The 22,794-nt window shown below is 37.8% G+C and carries 21 protein-coding genes; 9 read left to right on the forward strand and 12 right to left on the reverse strand.

Annotation, left to right across the window (positions count from 1 at the left end):
- Positions 1-7: 7 nt before the first annotated feature.
- Positions 8-1,309: a DEAD/DEAH box helicase gene (locus tag JTI58_RS00220; RefSeq protein WP_205446996.1), complete on the reverse strand. Its 1,302-nt coding sequence runs from the start codon at positions 1,307-1,309 to the stop codon at positions 8-10.
- Between the two features lie 293 nt (positions 1,310-1,602).
- On the opposite strand from JTI58_RS00220, the gene JTI58_RS00225 reads away from it, so the two are divergent.
- Positions 1,603-2,658, forward strand: a complete 1,056-nt coding sequence (locus JTI58_RS00225; protein ID WP_205444414.1) for a 2,3-butanediol dehydrogenase — start codon at positions 1,603-1,605, stop codon at positions 2,656-2,658.
- Positions 2,659-2,708: 50 nt separating this feature from the next.
- Here JTI58_RS00225 and kdpC read toward each other — a convergent pair whose 3' ends face one another.
- Genes kdpC through kdpA form a run of 3 tightly spaced genes read right to left on the reverse strand, consistent with a single transcriptional unit; the run spans position 2,709 to position 7,135 of the window.
- Complete coding sequence (gene kdpC, locus JTI58_RS00230) at positions 2,709-3,350, reverse strand: K(+)-transporting ATPase subunit C (RefSeq protein ID WP_205444416.1); 642 nt, start codon at positions 3,348-3,350, stop codon at positions 2,709-2,711.
- Between the two features lie 11 nt (positions 3,351-3,361).
- Positions 3,362-5,425: a potassium-transporting ATPase subunit KdpB gene (kdpB, locus tag JTI58_RS00235; protein WP_009370137.1), complete on the reverse strand. Its 2,064-nt coding sequence runs from the start codon at positions 5,423-5,425 to the stop codon at positions 3,362-3,364.
- A gap of 15 nt (positions 5,426-5,440) precedes the next feature.
- On the reverse strand, positions 5,441-7,135 hold the full coding sequence (gene kdpA / locus JTI58_RS00240; protein WP_205444417.1) for a potassium-transporting ATPase subunit KdpA: 1,695 nt from the start codon (positions 7,133-7,135) through the stop codon (positions 5,441-5,443).
- A 373-nt stretch (positions 7,136-7,508) separates the two neighbouring features.
- On the opposite strand from kdpA, the gene JTI58_RS00245 reads away from it, so the two are divergent.
- The 4 genes from JTI58_RS00245 (at position 7,509) to JTI58_RS00260 (ending at position 12,614) form a co-directional block, all read left to right on the forward strand.
- Entirely contained in the window at positions 7,509-10,214 is a 2,706-nt protein-coding gene (locus JTI58_RS00245; protein ID WP_205444419.1) for a sensor histidine kinase, read from the forward strand.
- Positions 10,207-10,914: a response regulator transcription factor gene (locus tag JTI58_RS00250; RefSeq protein WP_205444421.1), complete on the forward strand. Its 708-nt coding sequence runs from the start codon at positions 10,207-10,209 to the stop codon at positions 10,912-10,914. Before JTI58_RS00245 ends, JTI58_RS00250 begins: the two co-directional genes overlap by 8 nt.
- Before the next feature lie 160 nt (positions 10,915-11,074).
- Positions 11,075-11,569: a VrrA/YqfQ family protein gene (gene vrrA, locus JTI58_RS00255; protein WP_205444422.1), complete on the forward strand. Its 495-nt coding sequence runs from the start codon at positions 11,075-11,077 to the stop codon at positions 11,567-11,569.
- Positions 11,570-11,645: 76 nt separating this feature from the next.
- Complete coding sequence (locus JTI58_RS00260) at positions 11,646-12,614, forward strand: 4-hydroxy-3-methylbut-2-enyl diphosphate reductase (protein WP_004227216.1); 969 nt, start codon at positions 11,646-11,648, stop codon at positions 12,612-12,614.
- Between the two features lie 46 nt (positions 12,615-12,660).
- Here JTI58_RS00260 and JTI58_RS00265 read toward each other — a convergent pair whose 3' ends face one another.
- A complete protein-coding gene (locus JTI58_RS00265; RefSeq protein WP_205444423.1) occupies positions 12,661-13,362 on the reverse strand; it encodes a response regulator in 702 nt (233 codons plus the stop codon).
- An 18-nt stretch (positions 13,363-13,380) separates the two neighbouring features.
- Positions 13,381-14,982: an ATP-binding protein gene (locus tag JTI58_RS00270; RefSeq protein WP_205444424.1), complete on the reverse strand. Its 1,602-nt coding sequence runs from the start codon at positions 14,980-14,982 to the stop codon at positions 13,381-13,383.
- A 90-nt stretch (positions 14,983-15,072) separates the two neighbouring features.
- On the opposite strand from JTI58_RS00270, the gene JTI58_RS00275 reads away from it, so the two are divergent.
- From JTI58_RS00275 to JTI58_RS00285, 3 genes are all read left to right on the forward strand, one after another.
- Positions 15,073-16,122: a TRAP transporter substrate-binding protein gene (locus tag JTI58_RS00275; RefSeq protein WP_205444426.1), complete on the forward strand. Its 1,050-nt coding sequence runs from the start codon at positions 15,073-15,075 to the stop codon at positions 16,120-16,122.
- Positions 16,123-16,385: 263 nt separating this feature from the next.
- The gene (locus JTI58_RS00280) at positions 16,386-17,645 is read left to right on the forward strand and encodes a dicarboxylate/amino acid:cation symporter (RefSeq protein WP_205444427.1); all 1,260 of its coding nucleotides are present in this window, start codon (positions 16,386-16,388) and stop codon (positions 17,643-17,645) included.
- Positions 17,646-17,798: 153 nt separating this feature from the next.
- Positions 17,799-18,335, forward strand: coding sequence for a tubby C-terminal domain-like protein (locus JTI58_RS00285; RefSeq protein ID WP_205444429.1), 537 nt, complete (start codon positions 17,799-17,801; stop codon positions 18,333-18,335).
- A gap of 75 nt (positions 18,336-18,410) precedes the next feature.
- Here the strand turns inward: JTI58_RS00285 and JTI58_RS00290 are convergent, their stop codons facing one another.
- Complete coding sequence (locus tag JTI58_RS00290; RefSeq protein ID WP_205444431.1) at positions 18,411-19,037, reverse strand: hypothetical protein; 627 nt, start codon at positions 19,035-19,037, stop codon at positions 18,411-18,413.
- 297 nt (positions 19,038-19,334) lie between these two features.
- Between JTI58_RS00290 and JTI58_RS00295 the strand changes: the two genes are divergently transcribed.
- On the forward strand, positions 19,335-19,514 hold the full coding sequence (locus tag JTI58_RS00295; RefSeq protein ID WP_205444432.1) for a hypothetical protein: 180 nt from the start codon (positions 19,335-19,337) through the stop codon (positions 19,512-19,514).
- A 66-nt stretch (positions 19,515-19,580) separates the two neighbouring features.
- Here the strand turns inward: JTI58_RS00295 and JTI58_RS00300 are convergent, their stop codons facing one another.
- The 5 genes from JTI58_RS00300 to JTI58_RS00320 form a co-directional block, all read right to left on the reverse strand.
- Complete coding sequence (locus tag JTI58_RS00300; RefSeq protein WP_205444434.1) at positions 19,581-20,120, reverse strand: NADPH-dependent FMN reductase; 540 nt, start codon at positions 20,118-20,120, stop codon at positions 19,581-19,583.
- Between the two features lie 214 nt (positions 20,121-20,334).
- Positions 20,335-20,583, reverse strand: coding sequence for a DUF2164 domain-containing protein (locus JTI58_RS00305; protein WP_205444435.1), 249 nt, complete (start codon positions 20,581-20,583; stop codon positions 20,335-20,337).
- Between the two features lie 113 nt (positions 20,584-20,696).
- A complete protein-coding gene (locus tag JTI58_RS00310) occupies positions 20,697-20,921 on the reverse strand; it encodes a hypothetical protein (protein WP_205444437.1) in 225 nt (74 codons plus the stop codon).
- 14 nt (positions 20,922-20,935) lie between these two features.
- The gene (locus tag JTI58_RS00315; protein ID WP_205444439.1) at positions 20,936-22,057 is read right to left on the reverse strand and encodes a Nif3-like dinuclear metal center hexameric protein; all 1,122 of its coding nucleotides are present in this window, start codon (positions 22,055-22,057) and stop codon (positions 20,936-20,938) included.
- Positions 22,058-22,750 (reverse strand): tRNA (adenine(22)-N(1))-methyltransferase, encoded by a 693-nt coding sequence (locus tag JTI58_RS00320; RefSeq protein ID WP_205444441.1) that lies wholly within the window; start codon positions 22,748-22,750, stop codon positions 22,058-22,060.
- Positions 22,751-22,794: the final 44 nt, after the last annotated feature.

The following is a 22,794-nucleotide window of genomic DNA, read 5'->3' on the forward strand; positions in this document are numbered from 1 at the left end:
AGCCTCCTTATTTTTTACCTCGTGCTTTTAAGCGACGTTCACGTTTTTTAACTTTTTCCATTTCCCACTTCATATTACGTTTATAGCCAGGTTTTACCTTTTTAGGCTTACGCACCAATGCTTTTGCTTTCACATCAATTTCATTCTCTTGCTTCACACGATTTTTACGAGCATGACGCTCTTTTAACTCTGACCATTCGCCATCTTTGACATCTTTTTGTACAAAAGGAATGCCCATTTTTTCTACGCGAACGACTGCATCCTCATCTGATGGCTCAAATAAAGTAATGGCTGTCCCTTTATTGCCTGCACGAGCTGTACGACCAACACGGTGAATAAAGAATTCTAAGTCCTCTGGGATTTCGTAGTTAATAACATGAGAAATTCCTTGAATATCGATACCACGAGCAGCTAAATCAGTCGCTACAATGTATTGGTAGTCAAGATCACGTATTTGCTTCATCATCTTTTTGCGATCACGTGGACTTAAATCACCGTGAATTTGGCCACAACGGATACCATGTTCATTTAAGTAACCAGCAACGTGTTCTGCTGTTTTACGTGTATTGGTAAAAATAACAGCTAAAAACGGATTAATGCCTTCAATAACTTCTAGTAAACGTTTGTTACGCGATTTTGAGCGCACTGGCACAAGTACAAAATCGATCCCTTCTGCCACTGGTCGTTTATCATTCATATGGATGTGCACTGGCGCTTCCATATATTTCTTTAAAAACGGCTGAAGTTTTTCCGGGATTGTTGCAGAAAAAACATACATTTCAAGCTTTTCTGGCATCTGAGAAGCAAATCCATCAATCTCTTCAATAAAGCCCATATCAAAAGCTAGATCCGCTTCATCAACAACTAAAATTGGTGCTGTATGCACAAATAACGCTTGTGCTGAAACAAGGTCACGAATACGTCCTGGTGTTCCAACAACAATTTGTGGCTGTGTTTTTAATTTATCAATGGAGCGTTGTTTGTCCGTACCCCCAATAAATAGTTTTGCTTGAATAGCAGTTCCTTCTATTAATTGATTTAATGCATCAAAAATTTGTTGTGCTAACTCTCGTGTAGGAGAAGTAATAACGGCCTGTACTTCCTGTTTTTCTGCATCAATACGTTGAACAATCGGAATTAAAAAACTATGTGTTTTCCCTGTTCCTGTATGTGCCTGTCCAATAGCACTCTTCCCTTTTAATAAAAGCGGAATAATTTCTTTTTGAATTGGTGTCGGTTCTGTAAAGCCAAGATTTGCAATGGCGTCCTGCAAAAATGGCTGAAAATTATAATCAGTATATTTTGACATCATTCGTTCCTCCTAACATCTTTTTCATTGTACCATGATTCGAACTTTAAGGTATATTTACGTCCTATTTCTTACTAGCATAAACATAATTTTAATGTTTTATTATCACCGTAACAAAGCCCTTATCAAAGGTACTTGAAATACGCAGAATATGCAATCAAAAAAGCGCTGCAACAATGTTCGAAAACGCTTGTAATATGTAATTTTTATGTCAATTTATAGGGAACTAATGATTAGCAGATTCTCCACATGTTATGATAGGGCTGTAAGACATTATAGGAGGTTGATAGATTATGAAAGCAGCAAGATGGTATAAAGCAAAAGACATCCGTGTAGAAAACATTGAAGAACCAGTCATCGCACCTGGAAAAGTAAAAATTAAAGTACATTGGACAGGGATTTGTGGCAGTGATTTACATGAATACGCAGCTGGGCCAATCTTTATTCCAGTGGAGCAACCTCACTATGTAAGTAAAGACATCGCGCCCATTGTGATGGGACATGAATTCTCAGGAGAAGTAGTTGAAATTGGCGATGGTGTAACATCTGTTAAAATAGGAGATCCAGTAGTAGTAGAACCAATCCTTGCATGTGGCGAATGTGCTGCCTGTAAAAAAGGTAAATATAATATTTGTAAGCATTTAGGTTTCCACGGTCTTTCAGGCGGTGGCGGAGGATTCTCCGAATATACAATGGTAGAGGAAAAATTAGTTCACAAAATGCCAGAAGGTCTTTCTTATGAGCAAGGGGCACTTGTAGAACCAGCAGCAGTCGCTTTACATGCCGTGCGTCAAAGTAAATTAAAAGCCGGTGACAAAGCTGCTGTCTTTGGAACAGGACCTATCGGACTTCTTGTTATCGAAGCATTACGTGCAGCAGGCGCTTCAGAAATCTATGCTGTAGAGCTTTCGGCAGAGCGTGCCGCAAAAGCTTTAGAACTAGGTGCAACAGCTGTCATTAACCCTAAAGATGAAGATGCCGTTGCGCGTCTACATGAATTAACAATTGGTGGCGTAGATGTTGCCTTTGAAGTAACGGGCGTTCCTGTAGTATTACAACAAGCTATTGACTCAACAACTTTTGAAGGTGAAACAATCATCGTGTCGATTTGGGAGTCTACAGCAGCTATCCAGCCGAACAACATTGTTCTATCAGAGCGTACAGTCAAAGGAATTATTGCCTACCGCGATATCTTCCCAGCAGTAATGGAGCTTATGACACAAGGTTACTTCCCTGCAGACAAGCTTGTTACAAAACGAATTGCTCTTGATGAAGTAGTAACAGAAGGCTTTGAGGCATTAATGAAGGAACGTAATCATATTAAAATTTTGGTAAATTCTCAAGCATAAAATACGATCAGGTAGAGAACCAAGCATTTCTCTACCTGATTTTATAGTTATTATTGTTTATTATCCATTTTTTTCATGATTGTTAAATTTGCCATTAGAACGTTCACTTTATTTTCTCCAAAGATCCCTAGTGTTCGTTTCTCCGTATTTTCTTCAATGATTTTTTCAATCTCATCTTCTGAAAGACCGCTTGCTTGGGCAATGCGCTTCACTTGAATGTTTGCAGCCTTCACACTAATATGTGGATCCAGCCCTGAGCCAGAAGCGGTCATTAAATCTGCAGGTATATCTTGGCGTTTTACTGTTGGGTTTGCTAGTAGAAACTTCTTGATATCTGCTTCAATTCGCTTCTTCAATTCTGGATTAGATGGTGCATAGTTAAAAGTTCCAGAGGTCACTCCACTATAATTTAACTGACCATTTTTGTCTGGTACCATATCATCCTCAGTATAAACATTATAATGAATGGCTGAAACACGTCCCCAGAAATATGATGGTGCTGAAAAGGATTGACCGATCAGTTCTGAACCAACAGCTTTACCATTGATTTCTAGTAAACTACCATTTGCTTGATGCTGAAGTAATCCTTGAGCTAAAGCAGTCACCGCAAACGGGTAGATTAGCCCACACAGTATAAACATTGTTATAGTAATAAGAAATGCTTGCTTTAAGTTTACAAATAATTTTCGCATGTACCTTCCTCCTATAGCCCAAAACTACGGCATAGTGGACCAACTAGTATGTCAATTAACTTAATCCCAATAAAAGGGGCTATAATACCACCTATACCATAGACGAATAAATTTTTATTCAAAAGTTTTGTAGCACTCATTGGTTTATACGTTACACCCTTTATTGCAATTGGAATTAACAAAGGAATAATGATTGCATTAAAAATTAAGGCAGAAATAATCGCACTTGTTGAAGAATTAAGTTTCATTATGTTTAATGCGCTCATCTCAGGCACAGCCACCATCAACATAGCAGGTATGATGGCAAAATATTTTGCTATATCGTTAGCGATACTAAATGTTGTTAAAGCGCCACGAGTCATCAGAAGCTGCTTCCCTATCTCTACAATTTCAATAATTTTAGTTGGGTTTGAATCTAAATCAACCATGTTAGCTGCTTCTTTTGCTGCATTTGTACCTGAATTCATTGCAAGCCCGACATTGGCCTGCGCTAACGCTGGTGCATCATTTGTACCATCACCAGTCATTGCTACTACCTTCCCTTGTGCCTGTTCATCCTTAATGACTTGAATCTTATCCTCAGGTTTGCTTTCTGCGATAAAGCTATCTACCCCAGCTTCCTTTGCAATGGCTGCTGCAGTAAGTGGATTATCTCCTGTACACATAATGGTTTTAATTCCCATTTCACGAAGCTGTTCAAAACGTTCCTTTAGTCCAGCCTTGACAATATCCTTAAGATAAATAACGCCTAAAATCTTATCATTCAGTGCTACGACCAGAGGCGTCCCCCCTACTGTAGATACTTGTTGAACCAGCAACTCTAAATTTGAAGGAATACTGTACCCTGCCTTCAAACTCTCTCTTTTTATTGTATCGTAGGCACCTTTTCGAATTTTTGTGCCATCCACCCTATCTAAGCCACTCATTCGTGTTTGTGCAGTAAAGGGAATATGTTTACTTGTTTGGATAATGTTTTTTTCACCGTCCGTATTCACCCCTAATTCGCAAGCAAGCGTTAAGATCGATTTTCCCTCAGGTGTATCATCTGTTAGAGAACTAAGCCATGCAGCTTGCATTAACTCTTCCCTGACAACTCCTTTTACTGGTAGAAACTCAGCTGCCATTCGATTGCCATATGTTATCGTGCCAGTCTTATCTAAGATTAATGTATCCACATCTCCGCAGGCTTCCACCGCTCTTCCAGACATTGCGATGACGTTAAATTGTGTTACCCTATCCATACCAGCAATACCAATTGCGGATAATAATCCACCAATCGTCGTAGGAATTAAACAAACTGTAAGTGCTATTAATGTTGCGATAGAAATTGGCACATTCAAATACATAGTCATTGGATAGAGGGACACTACCACTAACAGAAAGATAATTGTTAAACTTACTAGAAGTGTATTAAGGGCTATTTCATTTGGTGTTTTCTTACGGCTAGCCCCTTCAATTAGCGTAATCATTTTATCCAGAAATGATTCACCAGGCAATGAAGTAATTTCAATCATCAACCAATCACTCGTAACCGTTGTACCACCCGTAACGGATGAAAAATCTCCACCTCGTTCTTTTACAACAGGGGCAGATTCACCTGTTATTGCTGATTCATCCACAGTTGCAATGCCATCAATGACTTCTCCATCATTTGGAATTACCTCTCCAGCTTGAACTAATACAATATCTCCTTTTTTTAGGTCATTGGCCTGTTTAAGGATTTCCGTACCATCATGAAGCAAAACACGAGCCTGTGTCACTGTCTTTGTTTTTTTTAAAGTTTGAACTTGTGCTTTACCTCTTCCTTCTGCAATTGACTCTGCAAAATTAGCAAATAGAATTGTAACAAAAAGTAGGCTAGCAACTATTCCATTGTATAATCGAGCGTGTTCTTCTACTACACTCCCAAACATATTTGGAAAAAGAACTAATAGCAGCACAAACAAAAATCCTACTTCTACAACAAACATAACAGGATTTTTTAGCATATAAGTGGGACTAAACTTCTTTAAAGCATCTATCATGGCATTTTTCAGCATCTTACTTGTCAAAAAACTCTTTTTTACTGTTTCCATATGCTCTCTCCTCCATTAAGAATAAAGTTGTAAATGCTCTGTAATTGGACCAAGTGCTAAAGCTGGTAAAAATGTTAGCGCACCAATCATTAAAACGATAGCCACAAGTAAAAAAGTGAAAGTAGTATTATCCGTTTTTAATGTTCCTATTGAATCACTGTGCCAAAACTTTTTGGCAAGTAGAGACGCAATCGCCAGTTGAATGATTATGGTTAAATATCGTCCAAAGAACATGGCAAGCCCTGTTGTTACGTTCCAAAATGTGGAATTATCTGCTAACCCTTCAAACCCTGAGCCGTTGTTGGCAGAGGCTGAGGCAAATTCATATAAAACCTGTGATAATCCGTGAGCACCTGGATTCGTAATTCCTGCTATTCCTGACGGTGTTACAACTGCTAGTGCTGAAAATAGCAAAATAATAGCTGGATGAATCAAAATGCATAGTGCAATTAACTTCATTTCTTTCTCTTCAATCTTTTTACCTAAAAATTGAGGAGATCGCCCAATCATTAAACAGGCAATAAAAATTGTTAGTAGAACATACATCATCATGTTCATCAGGCCGACCCCTTTACCACCAAAAACAACATTTAACATCATATTAAACATCGGTACTAGACCACCAAGAGGCGTCAATGTATCGTGCATATTGTTAACAGATCCTGTTGTGAACGCGGTAGTGACAGTGGTAAATAATGCTGATTGTACTACTCCAAAACGCATTTCTTTCCCTTCCATGCTCCCTAGCTCCTGTGTTATACCGAGTTCACTTATCATTGGATTACCAGCCTTCTCTGCTATGTACACAGTCACTAATCCAAGTAGAAACAATATACTCATTGCTGCAAAAATAGCTAAACCTTGTTTTCCAAAAATAGTTTTCTTTTTTCTACTAGCGATCATCAAACTAAAGGCAACTACACAAGCGCCCGGCAATAGCATCATCGATAACATCTCCACTATATTTGAGAGAACGGTTGGATTTTCAAAAGGTGTTGTTGAATTGGCTCCGTTAAAGCCCCCACCATTCGTACCTACATGCTTAATTGATTCTAGAGAAGCGACAGGTCCAAGTGCAATATCTTGTAATTTTCCTTCGATCGTTTGTACTGTTTTATTTGCACTTAAGGTTTGTGGTGTACCTTGAGATACTAAAATAATGGCAACAACAATGGAGATAGGCATTAAAATACGCGTAATAACACGAACAAAATCAATAAAGAAATTCCCAATAGTATCTGTTTTTGCAACAAGACGACGGCAGAATGCCATACAAGCTGCATAACCCGTAGCTGCAGATGTAAACATCATGAAGATAATGACTAGCATCTGTGATAAATAGCTGAGTCCAGATTCACCACTATAATGTTGAAGGTTTGTATTCGTCATAAAAGAAATGATCGTGTTAAATGAAAGTGTAGCTTCCATACTGCTAATATTATTTGGATTTAAAAACAGTAAAGCTTGAATGCGCAACAAAATATATCCAATAAAAACCATAAATGCATTTGAAAGTATTAATGAAAGTACATATTCTTTACCATTCATATCTACTTGTTTAATACCACACAATTTATAAATGACTGCGTCAACTTTGTCTAAGATAGGATCAAACCAAGTTTTTTGGTGTAATGTTACCCGATATAGATAATGCCCAGTTAAGATAACGAGCGGTAAATAAATAATTAATACGATGGCTATTTGCCACATAGTGCATTACCTCCTAGCAGCCTTTAATAATTTTCAGGACAAAGTAATGCATGCCCTAGATAACCAAACAAGAATACAAGTACAATCCCGATAAAAATCCACATTTCTATCTCCTCCTTATTGCTCATCCACTAGTTTGAAGCACCATGTAGTTAATGACAAAATACTTCCAAAGCTTATCAGTAGCAATACAACCATATAAAAGTCCATCACTATAATACCCCTCCTTCATTTAGGATGTTTTCATCATACTGACTTTCAAATTAATGTAGTGTTAGGAAATCTACTTTTCTATTAAGAAAGCATAAAGAGGCAAAATCTTTATACTTTCTTAATGGGAGTTAACGCTATAATACAAATGAGGTGAACGAGGATGGAAAATACACGTCCAACTCCTGAGATGTTTTTAGCAAGACTTCAACAGGAGCAACAATTTGTAGGGAATTTAAAAATCTTTCTCGGTTATGCTGCTGGAGTAGGTAAAACTTACGCAATGTTAGATGCAGCACATCAAGCTCAAAAATTAGGTAAAGATGTGGTGGTTGGCTATGTAGAACCACATCCTCGTCCAGATACGTTAGCTTTACTAGAAGGGCTTGAGCAAATTCCTACGAAAAAAATAACCTATAGAGGAAAAGCTTTTTATGAACTAGATATTGATGCCGTATTGCAGCGCAAGCCAGAAATTGTTCTTATCGATGAATTAGCACATTCCAATGTTCCAACAATGCGGCACAAGAAGCGTTTTGGAGATGTTGAAGAACTCCTTTCAAAGGGGATTCATGTTTATACAACTGTAAATATTCAACATATTGAAAGCCTTCATGACTTAGTAGAAGAAATTACTGACATTAAAGTACGAGAGCGTATCCCTGATTACTTAATTGATCAAGCATCTCAAATAAAAGTTGTAGACATTGAACCAGATGAGCTAATACAACGTCTACAAGAAGGTAAAGTTTATGCAAAACAACAAGCGGAAAAAGCACTACATTCTTTTTTCCGCAAACAAAATTTAGTGTCATTACGAGAAATCGCATTACGTAGAGCAGCGGATACAATCAACTATAAACAAATAAACAACCATGAATCTGCCAAACACCCTGTACAAATTGAAGAACACCTACTAGTTGGTATCAGTAGTTCTCCTACAAATGCAAAAGTTATTAGAACCACTGCAAGACTTGCACAAGCATTACACGGTAAATTTACTGCTCTTTATGTGCAAAACCTGCACGAGCATGAAGGAAGTAGTGCAAATTCAGAACGATTACAACAACACATTAAACTTGTGGAACAGCTTGGCGGCCATGTCGTCATTGTTCAAGAAGACGACGTAGCGGCAGCCCTTGCTAATTATGCTCAAATTAGTGGGGTCACGAAACTTGTTATCGGACGAACCAGTATGAGGAAAAAATGGTGGCGACCTAGCACAAAAATAAGTGACCGCCTGAATGAATTTGTTCCGAACTTAGCCCTACACATAGTACCAGATCAAGAAAATGAACCATTTTATTTTCCTAGTATAATTAATAAATTATCATTTGAATGGCTTGATTTGTTCAAAATGTTTATCGTATTTTGCTTCATATCAGTTGTCGGCTTATATCTATATAAAATTGGTATAAGCGAGTCAAACATCATTACAATTTACATTTTAGGGGTTCTCATCCTTGCTATTTGGTCAACTGGATCGATAATGAGTATTATTAACTCCATTATTGCTGTCTTACTTTTTAATTACTTTTTTACAGAGCCTCGATTTTCATTTGATGCTTATCATCGTGACTATCCAATGACATTTTTTATCATGTTTATCTCTGGCGTAATTACGAGTAGCTTAACAAAGAAGATAAAGGAGCAAACCTTAATAGCCATTCGTAAATCTTATCGAATGGAGGTACTCCTTGAAACAAATCGTAGGCTTCAACATGCTAAGTCTATGGAAGAAATAATAGTTGAAGGCATGTCTCAAATTGTTAAATTAGTAGAAAAGCCTGTACAATTTTTCGAAATCAATAACCAGGTAGTGGAGAAATCCTCTTTCTTTCGTACTGAAACAATGTCTAGTAGTGAAAATCAAAAAATAGCTGTACTTTTCGATAATCCAAATGAATGTGGTGTTGTTAGTTGGGTGACAAATAATAGGCATGTAGCAGGTGTATCCACAGACATATTTCCTGAAGTGAACGCTTATTATATACCTGTAATCTCTAATGGAGATGTGAAGGGTGTTATAGGTATTGCCCTATCTAAAGTCTCCCCATTGCCTGCATTTGAGCGCAATATTTTGCACGCCATTATTAATGATTATTCATTCGCCTTGGATAAATGGTATTTACAGAAACTTAATGAGGAAGTAGCGCGAGAAGCTGAAATGGAACAGATGCGAGCTAACCTTTTACGTGCAATCTCTCATGACCTTAGGACACCACTCACTGCTATCTCTGGAAATGCAGATATATTACTCAACAATGCACCACGAATACCAGAGATTGAAAAAAATAAATTATATGAAGATATTTATAAAAATTCAAAATGGCTTGTACAAATGGTTGAAAATTTACTAGCTGTATCTAAGTTAGAGGATGGGCAATTTGCGTTAGAAATGCAAATTGAACTAGTAGAAGATATTATTCAAGAGGCACTTTCCCATGTTGTTCGTCACAACAATACACATAAAATATCTTATGAAATTAAACCTGAGTTTTTATTTGCTGTAATGGATGCTCGATTAATCATACAAGTTTTCATTAATATCATCGATAATGCATTGACTTACACCCCACCAGGCAGTGCCATTACTATTATAGTGAAAGAATCTGATGGGTTCGTAAGTTTTAGTATTTCTGATAATGGGCCTGGAATCGATGACGCTTTAAAAAGTAGCTTGTTTGAGCCATTTACAACTGGAAAAGTACAACGCAGCGATAGTAGACGAGGTCTTGGTTTAGGCTTGGCACTCTGTCAAACAATTTTAAAATTACATGGTAGCAGCATAAACGTTTCAGATAATAAACCACAAGGAACGATTTTTAACTTTTCGCTGAAAAAAGGAGTAATGAAATTTGATGAGTAAAAGAATTCTAGTAGTTGAGGACGATGTAGCCATTGCCAATTTAATTAAAATGACATTAGCGACAAACCATTATGAATTCGACATTGCACATGATGGTAATAGTGCCCTTCAAAAGGCTCTTACCATAAAACCTGACGTTTTTATTTTGGATTTAGGTCTACCAGACATAGATGGCGTAGAACTAATCACAAAAATTAGAAGTTGGAATCAAACACCAATTATCGTCGTAAGTGCTCGTGGAGAAGAACATGATAAAATTAATGCTTTGGATGCAGGTGCAGATGATTATGTAACAAAGCCATTTAGTGTGGAAGAATTATTAGCAAGAATTCGGGTTGCCTTAAGAAGAATGGCCTATGAACAACCACTTGAAAAAGAGAATCCCATTTTCACAAATGGTTATCTTCAAATTAATTATGTTGATCATACAGTATTTGTAAATGGAAAAGAAATACATGTGACGCCGATTGAATATAAGCTTTTAATTGTTTTATCCAAAAATGTTGGGAAAGTTCTAACACATAATTATATTTTAAAGGAAATCTGGCAAAATGCTCTTCAATCAGATGTTCCAAGTTTACGAGTATTTATGGCTACACTTCGAAAAAAAATAGAAGTTAATCCAGCACAGCCCAAACTTATTCAGACACATGTACGGATAGGCTATCGAATGCTTCGCTATCATGAAGAGGATGAATAAATTTGGAACCTAAGGACTAGTTGTATTTGGACTTCTACTTTACAAATTCCATATTACATTTGATTTTATTTAGCTTTATCGAACCCTCCCATTAGCCTTTGCATATCATAGCTATAGTCAGGTATGTCATCAATGAAAAACAAGTAGAAAGGAGATCATTATGGTATTTCGACCACCTTATCCATACCCAATGTACCCGGGTGGCATGAGAATGCCCATGCCCATGCAAACACCTCCACAGATGTCGCCACAGTCCTTTTTCCCGCCTGGAGGCTTCCCTGGTCAACCACGAATTCCAGGCGGCTTTCCAATGGCTAATGGAATAGGTTCATTTGGAGGGCAAATGCCGATGCCACCTGTGCAAGAAGCTTCGAAAGTCGGTTCATTTTTACAGCAAGCCAACAGTTTATTCAATACAGCCAAAACCTATACCCCTTATATCCAACAAGCTATGCCGATGGTGAAAAATATTCCATCACTCTTAAAATTGTATAAAGGATTCCAAGGACTTCCTTCCTCTGGCGGTGGAGCAGCTGAAGCAGCAGGAAGCGACAGTAAGGCTGCTGGAAGTAGACGGTCATCCAGGCAAAGTGCATCATTTACGCCTCCCGAGCCACTTCCATCCAAACCACGTATTTTCCAACCACCTATGTAAATGAACGTTTCTTTGTATTCACAGTCCCTGTCCGTTATAATGTAGATAGGTAAGCTTGAAAGGAGTCACAACCACCATGCAAGTATTAAAAATTAATCCACGTGGCTATTGCTACGGTGTTGTGGATGCGATGGTGATCGCTCGTAACGCCGCACTTGATAAAACATTACCAAGACCTATCTACATCTTAGGGATGATTGTGCATAATAAACACGTCACAGATGCGTTTGAAGAGGATGGTATCATCACGTTAGATGGTGATAACCGCCTAGAAATTATTGAACAAGTTGAAACAGGTACTGTCATTTTTACAGCACATGGTGTTTCACCGGAAATTCGTGAGATTGCGAAGCGAAAAGGCTTAGTGTCCATTGATGCTACATGTCCTGATGTAACAGTTACCCACGATTTAATTCGTGAAAAATCAGCAGAAGGCTATGACATTATTTATATTGGTAAAAAAGGACATCCCGAACCAGAGGGTGCTATTGGCGTTGCCCCGGATCATGTCCACTTAGTTCAGTCTTCTAACGATATTGATGCTTTACAATTAACGAATGATAAATTACTTGTCACAAATCAAACGACAATGAGCCAATGGGATGTCGCCCATTTAATGGATAGTTTAAAAGAAAAATTCCCACATATTGAGGTACACAAAGAAATTTGCTTAGCTACACAAGTCCGTCAAGAGGCTGTTGCTCAGCAAGCAGGTGAAGCAGATTTACTTATTGTTGTTGGTGATCCTAAATCCAATAACTCGAACCGCTTAACACAAGTTTCTGTAGAAATTGCAGGAACACCATCCTATCGCATTGCAGATGTTTCAGAGCTAAAAGTAGAATGGTTAAAAGGTATCAACATCGTTGCTGTAACAGCAGGTGCTTCTACGCCAACGCCAATTGTAAAAGAGGTTATTAACTTCCTTGATCAATTTGATGAAAATGATCCATCTACACACGAGATTAAGCGTACAGTGACACTAGATAAAATTCTGCCAAAGATTAAGACAGCAACACCTGTTGATAAAATCATGCCTTATTAATTACTCGCAAAAAATCCTGATTGCATAATGACAATCAGGATTTTCTTTATTTACTAAAGTAATAGTTTATAGGACGCCCAATGCCACCATAATGGACATCCATTGTAATTTCCTCTTGTTTTTCAAGATAATCTAAATATCTTCTAGCTGTTACGCGGGCAATGCCAATTCCACTGGCTACTTCTTCTGCTGAAGCACCATCCACCGATTGTAAAAAGTGCACAACCTTTTCAAGTGTTGTACGATTAAAACCTTTTGGGAGATTTTTCTCGGATTTCAATGTAACAGATTGATCCAATATGGTTTGTCCATCACGATAATGAAATAACTGATCTAATTCTCCCTGTGTGAGCTCACGTTCTGTTTGAGTTTGCTTGTTAAAGCGTAAATAATTGTCAAGTGTCCCTTTAACACGTTCAAAAGAAAAGGGTTTCATAATATAATCAAAAACACCTAGATGTAGTATCTGTTTCACTGTCTCCATATCATTTGCAGCCGTCACGGTAATAACATCTACTGGTAGATCGAGCTCACGTATTTTGCGTAAGCTTGTAATACCATCTTGCTCTGGCATAAAAATATCCATAAAAACTAAATCAGGCTCAAGATGACGAATTTGTGTAATGCCTTCTAAGCCATTAGGTGCCTGTCCAATCACTTGAAAATGTTCTACTTTTTCAATAAATTGACGATTTACCTCTCGTACCATTGGATCATCCTCAATTAATAATACCTTGATCTGTACCACTGCTAGCCCTCCATCCCATTATGCATAATAAAAGGTGATTAAAAAACTTGTGCCTTTGTTTGGCTCACTGATGACTTCAATATCACCCTGTCCTTTTTCGACGATTTCTTTTATTAAAAATAACCCTATTCCACGGTAGTTTTTCTCTTTTGTAGAATAACCATTGTCAAAAATGTGCAACTTGACCTCTTCCGTCATGCCAACACCGTTATCGGTTACTAAAATAGCTAGTACATCATCATCTTCATCCACAGAAACATGAATCACTTTCTCCTCGACCTGTACATCCTTTAATGCATCAAACGCGTTTTCTATTAAATTACCAAAGAGAATGACGAAATCATGATGATCCAAATTAGGTGGAAAGGATGTTAGTCGGCTTTCACGATCAATTTCCAGCCGAATTCCTTGTTCTTTCGCATAGGAAATTTTACTGAGCAGTAGTCCAGATATATTTTCATTTTTTATTCGTTCATTTAAAAAGTTAGTGATTTCATCATGCTCTTCCTTCACCTGTGTTAAGTAAGAAAGTGCCTGGTCATGATGACCTAGCTGTAAAAGACCTGCTATTGTATGCAGTTTATTTTTATGCTCATGTGTTTGCACGCGAAGTGCTTGGACAAATGCCCTCACTCCTGTTAATTCTTCGGCAAGTTTTTTCACTTCCGTACGGTCCTTAAACATGGCCACTGCCCCAACAGTTTCGCCATTAACCTGTATCGGAATTCGATTACTCATAATACTATGATTATTAATATACAGCTCACGATTAAATAACGGCTGATCCAGCTCTAAAATTTCAGGAAGTCGTGTATCTGGCAGGACATGAAAGATTTTCTGTCCTATCAATGTAGAGGGGTTTTCATTGACCCCTAAGATATCACAGGCTTTTTCATTAAAAATCGTAATGGTCAAATCATTATTGATAGCAATGATACCTTCATGCATGGCATTAAACGTTTCTGTACGTTCTACATACATTTTGGCAATTTCATGCGGCTCTAACCCAAACATTTGCTTTTTCATATGCAGCCCCAATGTTCGTGCTCCCCATGCACTAAAAATCAACGATAATAGAATAGTAATCATTAGTTCGGTTTGCATTGATTGCAGTAACTCCACTACTGTAAGAACACTGTACCCCACTACTGTGACACCTATTTGTCGTCCTTCATGGTTCATAATTGGGACAAACGCACGAACCATATTACCATGTTCCCCACGTGCAATCGAGGTATAGTAATGCTCTGAAAAAGCAGCGTTTAAATCTCCAGAATGTGATATTCGACCAAGTTCCTGACTGTTAGGATGAGAATATTTCCGTCGTTGCATATCAAGAACAACAATATATTTTGCCCCATTGATATCACGGATTTCTTCTACGACAGGGTTAATATGCTGTATAGCCTCAGCGCGATTTTCACTCGCAATATATGTTTTGATTTCAGGGAGCTGTGAGACGGTTTTTGCTACAAGAAATGCCTGATCACTTAGTTTGGTCTTTTGCTCATTCATGACAAAACCTAACAAAAAAGTACCACCAATACTAAAGGAAAGCATCAGAATAAAAAAAGTCAGAGACATAATTTTTCTCTGCATGGATAACTTGTGAAATTTCATATGACCGCCTCCCTCCTACTATATTTTAGCTTACTCCATATGTTAGAATAACAAAAACATCAGAAAATACGAATAAATTGGGTGTATTCAATGAAAAAATTTATTATTGGAACGATTATAACTGTGTTTGTATTAATCGTCTCTATCAGTGTTCAGCAAGGATTACTATTCGCCAAGCCATTACCCTATGATGATGAACAAAAGGGCTTAGACACACAGATAACGATTCATTTAAGTCATGTCGTCGCTGAAAATACGCCTAAAGGACAAGCTGCCAATAAATTTGCTGAGCTAGTAGAAGAAAAAACAAACGGGAAAGTCAAAGTACATGTCTACTCCAACTCCTCTTTATTTAATGATGAAAATGAATTTCAGGCATTGCAAAAGGGTGACGTAGAAATGATCATCCCTACTTTTTCGAAGATGACAGCCTATGTTCCTAATTGGCAGGTGCTTGATTTACCCTATCTATTTAATACCAATGAGGAAGTAAAGGAAGTCCTAACGGGTTCTATTGGTGAACAATTAGTCAATGAGCTAGAGCAAATCCATATTAAAGGACTTGGCTTTTGGTACAATGGGTTTAAGCATCTAACCTCTGTCGATCACCCTATTCATACATTTGAAGATTTACAGGGCTTACGCGTGCGTACGATGCCAAGCAAAACATTAGAAAAGCAATTTGAAGTGGTCAAAGCAACACCTATACCCATTTCTTTTAGTGAGGTTTTTTCAGATTTAGAGAAACATGCGATAGATGCACAAGAAAATACCGCTTCTAATATCTATTCAAAGGGTTTTTACAAAGTACAAAAACATATGTCGATCACCCAACATGGTATTTTGGGCTATGCTGTGTTAATGAATGAAACCTTTTGGAATTCTCTACCTGTCAAAATTCAGCATCAGTTGTTGGATGCTATGAAGGAAACAACCGATTGGCAATTTGAGCAGGCTACGCTGATGAATGAACAAGATATGGTAAAACTGAAACAGCTAGATGATTTTGATGTGTATACAATGAGTCCACAAGAGAGACAGCGCTTTAAGGAACAACTCGCCTCTGTCTATGATTTTTATCGAGCGCATATTCAAAACGATCAAATCTTAGTAGAGATTGAAAAAATCGTTGCTCCCTAATACTTTTGTTCATTAATGAAAGATCCTTACAAAACGTAAGGATTTTTTCTTTTGTATTATAATAGATTCAATAAATTCAAATCTACTATAAAACAGCTCAAAATCCTTGATATTACTAGCTTCAACTCCCCCCACCATGAAAATGACCAAAATGAACAATACAACCATTACGGTCATAAGCACTATTGTCGGAAAATTTCAGCTATGATAACCACATGAAAGCGTTCACACAATATTCAAAGATGTTGTAGGGGGAGAACTATATGCGGATAAATTTAAAAAACTTAACAGTACAAGTATTGATCGCCATTGTACTAGGGATTATCGTCGGAGCAACATTCCCAGAATTCGGGGCAAAGCTCAAAATCTTGGCAGATATATTTATTAAACTAATTAAAATGTTGATAGCACCAATTATCTTCTTAACAGTCGTAATCGGCATTGGTAGTATGGGGGATGTTAAAAAGGTTGGGAAAATTGGTGGCAAGGCTTTAATTTATTTTGAAATTGTTTCGACCTTTGCTCTTGCAATTGGTTTAATCGTTGTCAATATTGTACAACCAGGTAAAGGTTTTAATACAGATGCGGCAAGTGGTGCTGATGTTTCACAATATACAGAAGCTGCTGCTGCAGAACATGGTTTAGGTGCATTTATTATGCAAATAATTCCTGAAAATGTAGTAGGTGCTTTAGCAAACGGTGAATTATTACCAGTCTTATTCTCGGCTGTTTTATTTGGATTAGCCGCTGCAGCAATCGGAGAACCAGCTAAACCTGTTATTAAATTTTTCGAGCAAGTAGCAGATATTTTCTTTAAAATCGTTAACATGGTGATGAAACTATCTCCTATTGGTGCATTCGGTGCCATGAGTTATACAATTGGAAACTTTGGACTTAAATCACTTGGAAACTTAGGATTTTTAATGTTATCTGTTTATCTTACAATGTTTATTTTTATTGTTGTGATTATTGGATTGATTACCCATTACTTCGGCTTTAGTATTTTTAAATTTATTAAGTACATTAAAGATGAGATTTTTATCGTTATCGGAACATCTTCATCCGAATCTGCACTACCTTCCATGATGCGTAAGCTTGAAAACTATGGCTGTTCGAAGCAAGTGGTAGGACTAGTTATTCCAACAGGCTATTCATTTAACTTAGATGGAACATCCATTTACTTATCAATGGCGGCTATCTTTATTGCACAAGCCTATGGTGTGGATTTAGATATTTGGCATCAAATTACGCTATTAGCCATCTTAATGCTTACTTCTAAAGGAGCAGCTGGTGTAACAGGCTCTGGTTTTATTACACTTGCAGCAACATTAGCAGCATTCCCGATGATTCCTGTAGAGGGGATTGCCCTTTTAATCGGCGTAGACCGCTTTATGTCAGAAGCACGTGCTGTCACAAATCTAATTGGGAATGGTGTGGCAACAGTGGTCGTGTCAAAAATGGAAAAAGAATTTGATACAGAGCAGGAAAAACGTGCTCTGTCAGGGCATACCCAGATGCCATAAAATGAAAAAGGCTGCTGAAAGAGAAATAATTCGCTATTTCAGCAGCCTATTCATTTATAGTAGATAGGCATGTTGATAAAAAAGATCGTAGAGCTCATTTCTTGAAACCTCCTCGACTGCTTACTCGTATAGATAATGACTGGAGGTTTCTTTATGGCAACATTTACACTTACCTATCCGAAAGGCTTTAAAAGCTTTACCGATATTCCGATCGTGAATGAACACAACGAAACAGTATGTGTGCTTCAAAAAATGGAACGATCCTCTACTGGTAAAGTACTGAATGCTGTCTTGCTGGTAGCGGCACAGCAAACATTGCCTTATCGTTATGAAACACGCACTACATTAGGTGCACCACTTTTTCAAGTACAATCGACCCTGTTAACAAAAGGAGTCAGCCATCAAATTGTCATGCCTAATGGTAGCTTGATACCGATTCAACGGAAAACAGTGCAATTATTAGAATCCTCTTATTCATTCAAGATGGACGATTTAGAATTTCGTTTTGAAAAGGATTTTACCTCTATTGCTTATTTATATTGCAATGATGAAAAGATTGCTAGTGCAAGCTCTATGGAAACTGAACTAGTACTTACAGGTATACAGTTTAAGCTTTTCCATACGGACGATATGCACTTTGTTGCACTCCTCGCAACCCTTTATCAAGCACTCTTTGCAATAACTACATAGTCTAGATATAAACATGACAAAGGCATCGAGCGTCTAATTCTCGATGCCTTTATCATGGGTCATCTTTCTACAAGGCTAATTTATTTTTTCTCGCTGTACATTTAATATGTTAATGACATAGGAATCATTTTGTGATGCTTTTGCTTGTACAATCTTCTTGATGGCTTCTTCCATCCTCAATGCTAACTCAAGTGCCTCATGAGTGGCACCCTTTATCGTTGTTTGAATTGTAATGGTCGTTCGATTTTCAATGACTAAATATTCGTATACATCAAAAGCTTCTAAACCTGCGATTAAATCTTCCATCAATAGGTTTATATCATCCCCCATCATCTTGTTGTTATCGAGCAAGGAGGTAAACTCCCACCTTTCAAAGACTATGGGATAGTCCTTTAATGGAGACGTTTGAATAGCCTTTTTTGCAATGGATTCCATATCTTTTTTGACTGATTGAAAATAGTCTTCCCCGCCTACAACTTGAATCACTAATTCCTTTTCTTCAGTCGTTTTGACGTCAATGCCGACATACTTTTCAAGGAGCTTATCCTTCAACCGAGATAGACTCAACTCTTCATTTGTAATAAGCGAGTGAGCCTTTTTATTTGCTTCTGACCTTTTCTCTCCTACTAATTTATCAACTAGGATTAACATAGATATAATGACTACTAACAGTCCGATCACAAGCCCAAACCGTTTAACCATTGAATCTCCCTCCTGATAGGAAGGTATGTCCCCTTTTACTACAATATTCGCTTTTCTAGCTTGAAACAGCAGATACTTTTCGTACTAAAAAACGCAGTGTCAAATACAGTACTACTCTCCTTCATAAGGGAAATCAGCAAATGTTCAAACTGGTCTATCAGATCTTGTATCGCTTACTTTTTCCCACATATTCCGGGACGCGAAATAAATTTGCTTTGTTTTGTCCTTTCTGTGTCATGCTTCTCAAAAAGGAGTACACTTAAGAGGTAGTAATTCTATCATTTTGGAGGGTTTTATATGGAGTCAAAAGCAGCGGATATTAAAAATATGCTGACATTAAATCTGCTCATACAAATCTTAGAGGAACGTGGCATTATGACAGATAAAGAATTAAAAGAGCGCCTCACAAATACAGTAAAACTATCTTCTATGGCGAATGATTTAAAAGAAAAAGTCATTGAAGAAATCAAACATTAATGGATTTTATCTCATCAAAAAAACGACCGCTTTCTGAAAGCGGCCGTCTGAATCATATTCTTGAGGTTATGATCGAATTGTTTTCAAAGCCGTTGACCATGGTACAAGCTGATCTAACATTTGATGAACAGAATCTGCTTGCACCTCTTTTGGTTTAAAGACAGAACCGTTTTCAAAATCAGTAAATAATGATAATGCTGGATGCACTCGAACATCGGCAACTAGTAATTCTCCAAGAATTCCCCGTAGATGCTCTGCTGCACGTGCACCTCCAACAGAACCGTAAGAGACGATACCAGCAGCTTTATTGTTCCATTCCACTCGTAAATAATCTAATGCATTTTTTAATGCACCTGTAATGGAGTGATTGTACTCTGCAACAATAAAGACAAAGCCGTCACATGCTGCTACTTTTTCTGACCATGCAGCTACACCAGAAGTATCTCCTCCTGGCTCCCCTAAAAACGGTAATTTAAAATCAGCGATATCAATTATTTCATATTCCGCATCACGACGTTTTTCCGCAACTTCCTTTACCCAAGTTCCAACTTGTGGGCTTACACGACCTTCTCGCGTACTTCCTAAAATAATACCGATTTTTAACATATGACGCCTCCTCTTATCATCCATTCTTGTGACTCGATCACGGTTCATAGTACGTGCTCGCCACTCGTAACCATTTTGGTCAGGAAAATATCCCTTTATTCATCACCAGTTAATTAGCTCCGAATAGTTAGAATTAAATTATCTTTAATTCAAGATTAAGGTACCATCAATCTTTATTTCCTGTCAAATATTTAAACTAGAGGGATAAAGAGGATTATTTCATTTGAATGGGCTGCTCCAATGCCTCTAATTCTTCATCAATAGAGGCGTATTGTCTTTCCACTACATACTTAGCATCAGACAAGGCAGCATTATAAATATAGGGAGCAATATGCTCCTTAATAAAATCTAATACACGCTCCGCTTCAAACTCACTAATGTCTTCATCACGCTGATTATAGAAAAATCGTTGAATATCAGCAAGAATCATTTCTTGCTGATCTTTGGATAAACGGATAAACAAAATAACTCTCTCCATTTCTGCTAATAAATTTTATCTTCATCTTATCACTATCCATAGATTCCTTGCATACAAAAAGGCTGAAACACTAGTTCTACTAGCGTTCAGCCTCCATTTCATTTTTTACATTCAAATGAATAGCTCGTGGATAAAAATTTTTTTTCCTTTGATACTATCGCTTGTCTCCCATCATCTTCACATTGCTGTGTCATTGCATCGATTTTCTTATCATTGACCATATTTGTCATTACCGTCATACCAATACCAAAAACAACGATGAATAAACCAATCATGATCCATAGCTTGCCGGCCTTATTGCCAGCTCGTCTTTCATTAGCCATATTTGTTCCCTCACTTATACAAATAAAAATGGTTCTGTATGGATGGTTGATTGGACGAATTCAACCAGATATTTTTTATTCTCACATAGTTCAGCCATTTTTTTTGCTACTCCCGCAATCATCACCTTTTCTACATGATGACCAGGATCTACTATTTGCAAGTCAATCGCTTGTGCGTCCTGTGCTGTATGGAAGTACATATCACCTGTTAAGAAAACATCTGCTCCTGCACGTTTTGCCGCATAAATATATTTATTGCCGTCTCCCCCTACAAGCGCCACTTTGCTGACCGTGGATTGTAAATCCCCAACTACACGAACTGCCGGGACATCTAGTTGTTGCTTTACGAATTCAGCAAATTGTTGCAACGTCATTTCTTGCGTTAAGTAACCAACACGCCCTAATCCCATCACATTTATTTGCTGCTCAAGACGTATTACATCATAGGCAGGCTCCTCATAAGGATGACTAGTCAACATGGCCTTTAACACGCGACTTTTAATGGATTCAGGAAATACGACTTCTACCTTCACTTCTTCCTCCACATGTAATTCGCCAACAGAGCCAACAAACGGATTTGCTCCTGCTAATGCACGAAATCGTCCTTCTCCAGTCGTTGTATAACTACATGCTTCATAGTCCCCAATACGACCTGCCCCAGCCTTTGCCAGCGCCTCACGTAATGCTTCTGCATTGGCAGTTGGTATAAAGACTGCTAGCTTCAACAGATTTTCAGCATACGTTTCTTCTAATATTGAACGATTTTTTAGCTGTAGGGCATCTGCTAGTAAATCATTGACTCCACCTTCAGCTACATCTAAGTTTGTATGAGCAGCATATACAGCAATATCATGTTTAATGAGCTTTTCATATAAACGCCCTGCTGGATGATCTGTGCGGATATTCGCTAGGCGTCTAAAGATTGGTGGATGATGAGCGATAATCAGCTCACAGCCCTTTTCTATGGCCTCATTTGCAACGGCTTCATTGACATCTAACGTCACCAATACTTTGTTTACAGGTTTGTTTAGGGTCCCTATGGCTAGTCCAATTGGATCATTGTCCATACAAGCTAGTTTTTTGGGTGACCATGATTCGAACACTTGAATAACTTCTTGGCCATTTACCGTTTTCATCTACAAAACTCCTTCTACTAAGTGTATCAGAGCCATTAACTCTGCACGTTTTTCTTCAATTTCAGGTGTCTGTTCTGCTCCTTCAATGGATTGTAGTACACGTTGCCAGTTGTCTTTTTCGCGCAACCATTTTTTCGTAAATACCGGTGATTTACGCAGGCTTAGTTTAGGCCCAAACAAAATCTCTGCTGTAGAGAGCTCCATTTGCCCTCTTTGTAACACAAGGATTTCATAGATTTTATCATCTTCCTCTAAAATCTCTTCATCAAGAATCGCCCACTGATGTGCTAAAGCCCACTCACGAATGACTTTAGCATGAATATTTGGTTGTAAAATAAGACGTGTGACACCTTGAAGCTTCTCTGGGTGTTTCTCTAGAATGGAAACAATCAATGGTCCACCCATCCCAGCTATCGTGATTGTATCCACATGGTCAGCTTCTTCAATTGCTGCTAATCCATCTGCAAGGCGGACTGTCATTTTTTCAGTTAAGTTTTCCTTCTGTACTTGTCCTACAGCTGATTCATAAGGCCCTTTTACAACTTCCCCTGCTATGGCATAAGAGGCTGTTCCATTATGAATTAAATAGCATGGTAAATAGGCATGGTCACTACCAATATCCGCCATGATCGCTCCTGTGGGAACAAATTTTGCTACTGCTTCTAATCGCTTTGAAAGTTTTTGTGCGTTCATTTTTATACCGCCTATCTTCAATAGAGTCCATTAATAGTATGGAT

Source organism: Lysinibacillus fusiformis, from assembly GCF_016925635.1.
Lineage (GTDB): Bacteria > Bacillota > Bacilli > Bacillales_A > Planococcaceae > Lysinibacillus > Lysinibacillus fusiformis_F.

Bases quoted from the DNA above. Each gene is read 5' to 3' on its own strand.
- JTI58_RS00245 (WP_205444419.1), top strand. From the start codon at position 7,509: ATGGAAAATACACGTCCAACTCCTGAGATGTTTTTAGCAAGACTTCAA.
- JTI58_RS00225 (WP_205444414.1), top strand. From the start codon at position 1,603: ATGAAAGCAGCAAGATGGTATAAAGCAAAAGACATCCGTGTAGAAAAC.
- JTI58_RS00300 (WP_205444434.1), bottom strand. From the start codon at position 20,120: ATGTTAAAAATCGGTATTATTTTAGGAAGTACGCGAGAAGGTCGTGTA.
- kdpC (WP_205444416.1), bottom strand. From the start codon at position 3,350: ATGCGAAAATTATTTGTAAACTTAAAGCAAGCATTTCTTATTACTATA.
- JTI58_RS00295 (WP_205444432.1), top strand. From the start codon at position 19,335: ATGGAGTCAAAAGCAGCGGATATTAAAAATATGCTGACATTAAATCTG.
- JTI58_RS00280 (WP_205444427.1), top strand. From the start codon at position 16,386: ATGCGGATAAATTTAAAAAACTTAACAGTACAAGTATTGATCGCCATT.
- kdpA (WP_205444417.1), bottom strand. From the start codon at position 7,135: ATGTGGCAAATAGCCATCGTATTAATTATTTATTTACCGCTCGTTATC.
- JTI58_RS00220 (WP_205446996.1), bottom strand. From the start codon at position 1,309: ATGTCAAAATATACTGATTATAATTTTCAGCCATTTTTGCAGGACGCC.
- JTI58_RS00285 (WP_205444429.1), top strand. From the start codon at position 17,799: ATGGCAACATTTACACTTACCTATCCGAAAGGCTTTAAAAGCTTTACC.
- JTI58_RS00250 (WP_205444421.1), top strand. From the start codon at position 10,207: ATGAGTAAAAGAATTCTAGTAGTTGAGGACGATGTAGCCATTGCCAAT.
- JTI58_RS00275 (WP_205444426.1), top strand. From the start codon at position 15,073: ATGAAAAAATTTATTATTGGAACGATTATAACTGTGTTTGTATTAATC.
- JTI58_RS00315 (WP_205444439.1), bottom strand. From the start codon at position 22,057: ATGAAAACGGTAAATGGCCAAGAAGTTATTCAAGTGTTCGAATCATGG.
- JTI58_RS00310 (WP_205444437.1), bottom strand. From the start codon at position 20,921: ATGGCTAATGAAAGACGAGCTGGCAATAAGGCCGGCAAGCTATGGATC.
- JTI58_RS00290 (WP_205444431.1), bottom strand. From the start codon at position 19,037: ATGGTTAAACGGTTTGGGCTTGTGATCGGACTGTTAGTAGTCATTATA.
- JTI58_RS00270 (WP_205444424.1), bottom strand. From the start codon at position 14,982: ATGAAATTTCACAAGTTATCCATGCAGAGAAAAATTATGTCTCTGACT.
- JTI58_RS00320 (WP_205444441.1), bottom strand. From the start codon at position 22,750: ATGAACGCACAAAAACTTTCAAAGCGATTAGAAGCAGTAGCAAAATTT.
- kdpB (WP_009370137.1), bottom strand. From the start codon at position 5,425: ATGGAAACAGTAAAAAAGAGTTTTTTGACAAGTAAGATGCTGAAAAAT.
- JTI58_RS00260 (WP_004227216.1), top strand. From the start codon at position 11,646: ATGCAAGTATTAAAAATTAATCCACGTGGCTATTGCTACGGTGTTGTG.
- vrrA (WP_205444422.1), top strand. From the start codon at position 11,075: ATGGTATTTCGACCACCTTATCCATACCCAATGTACCCGGGTGGCATG.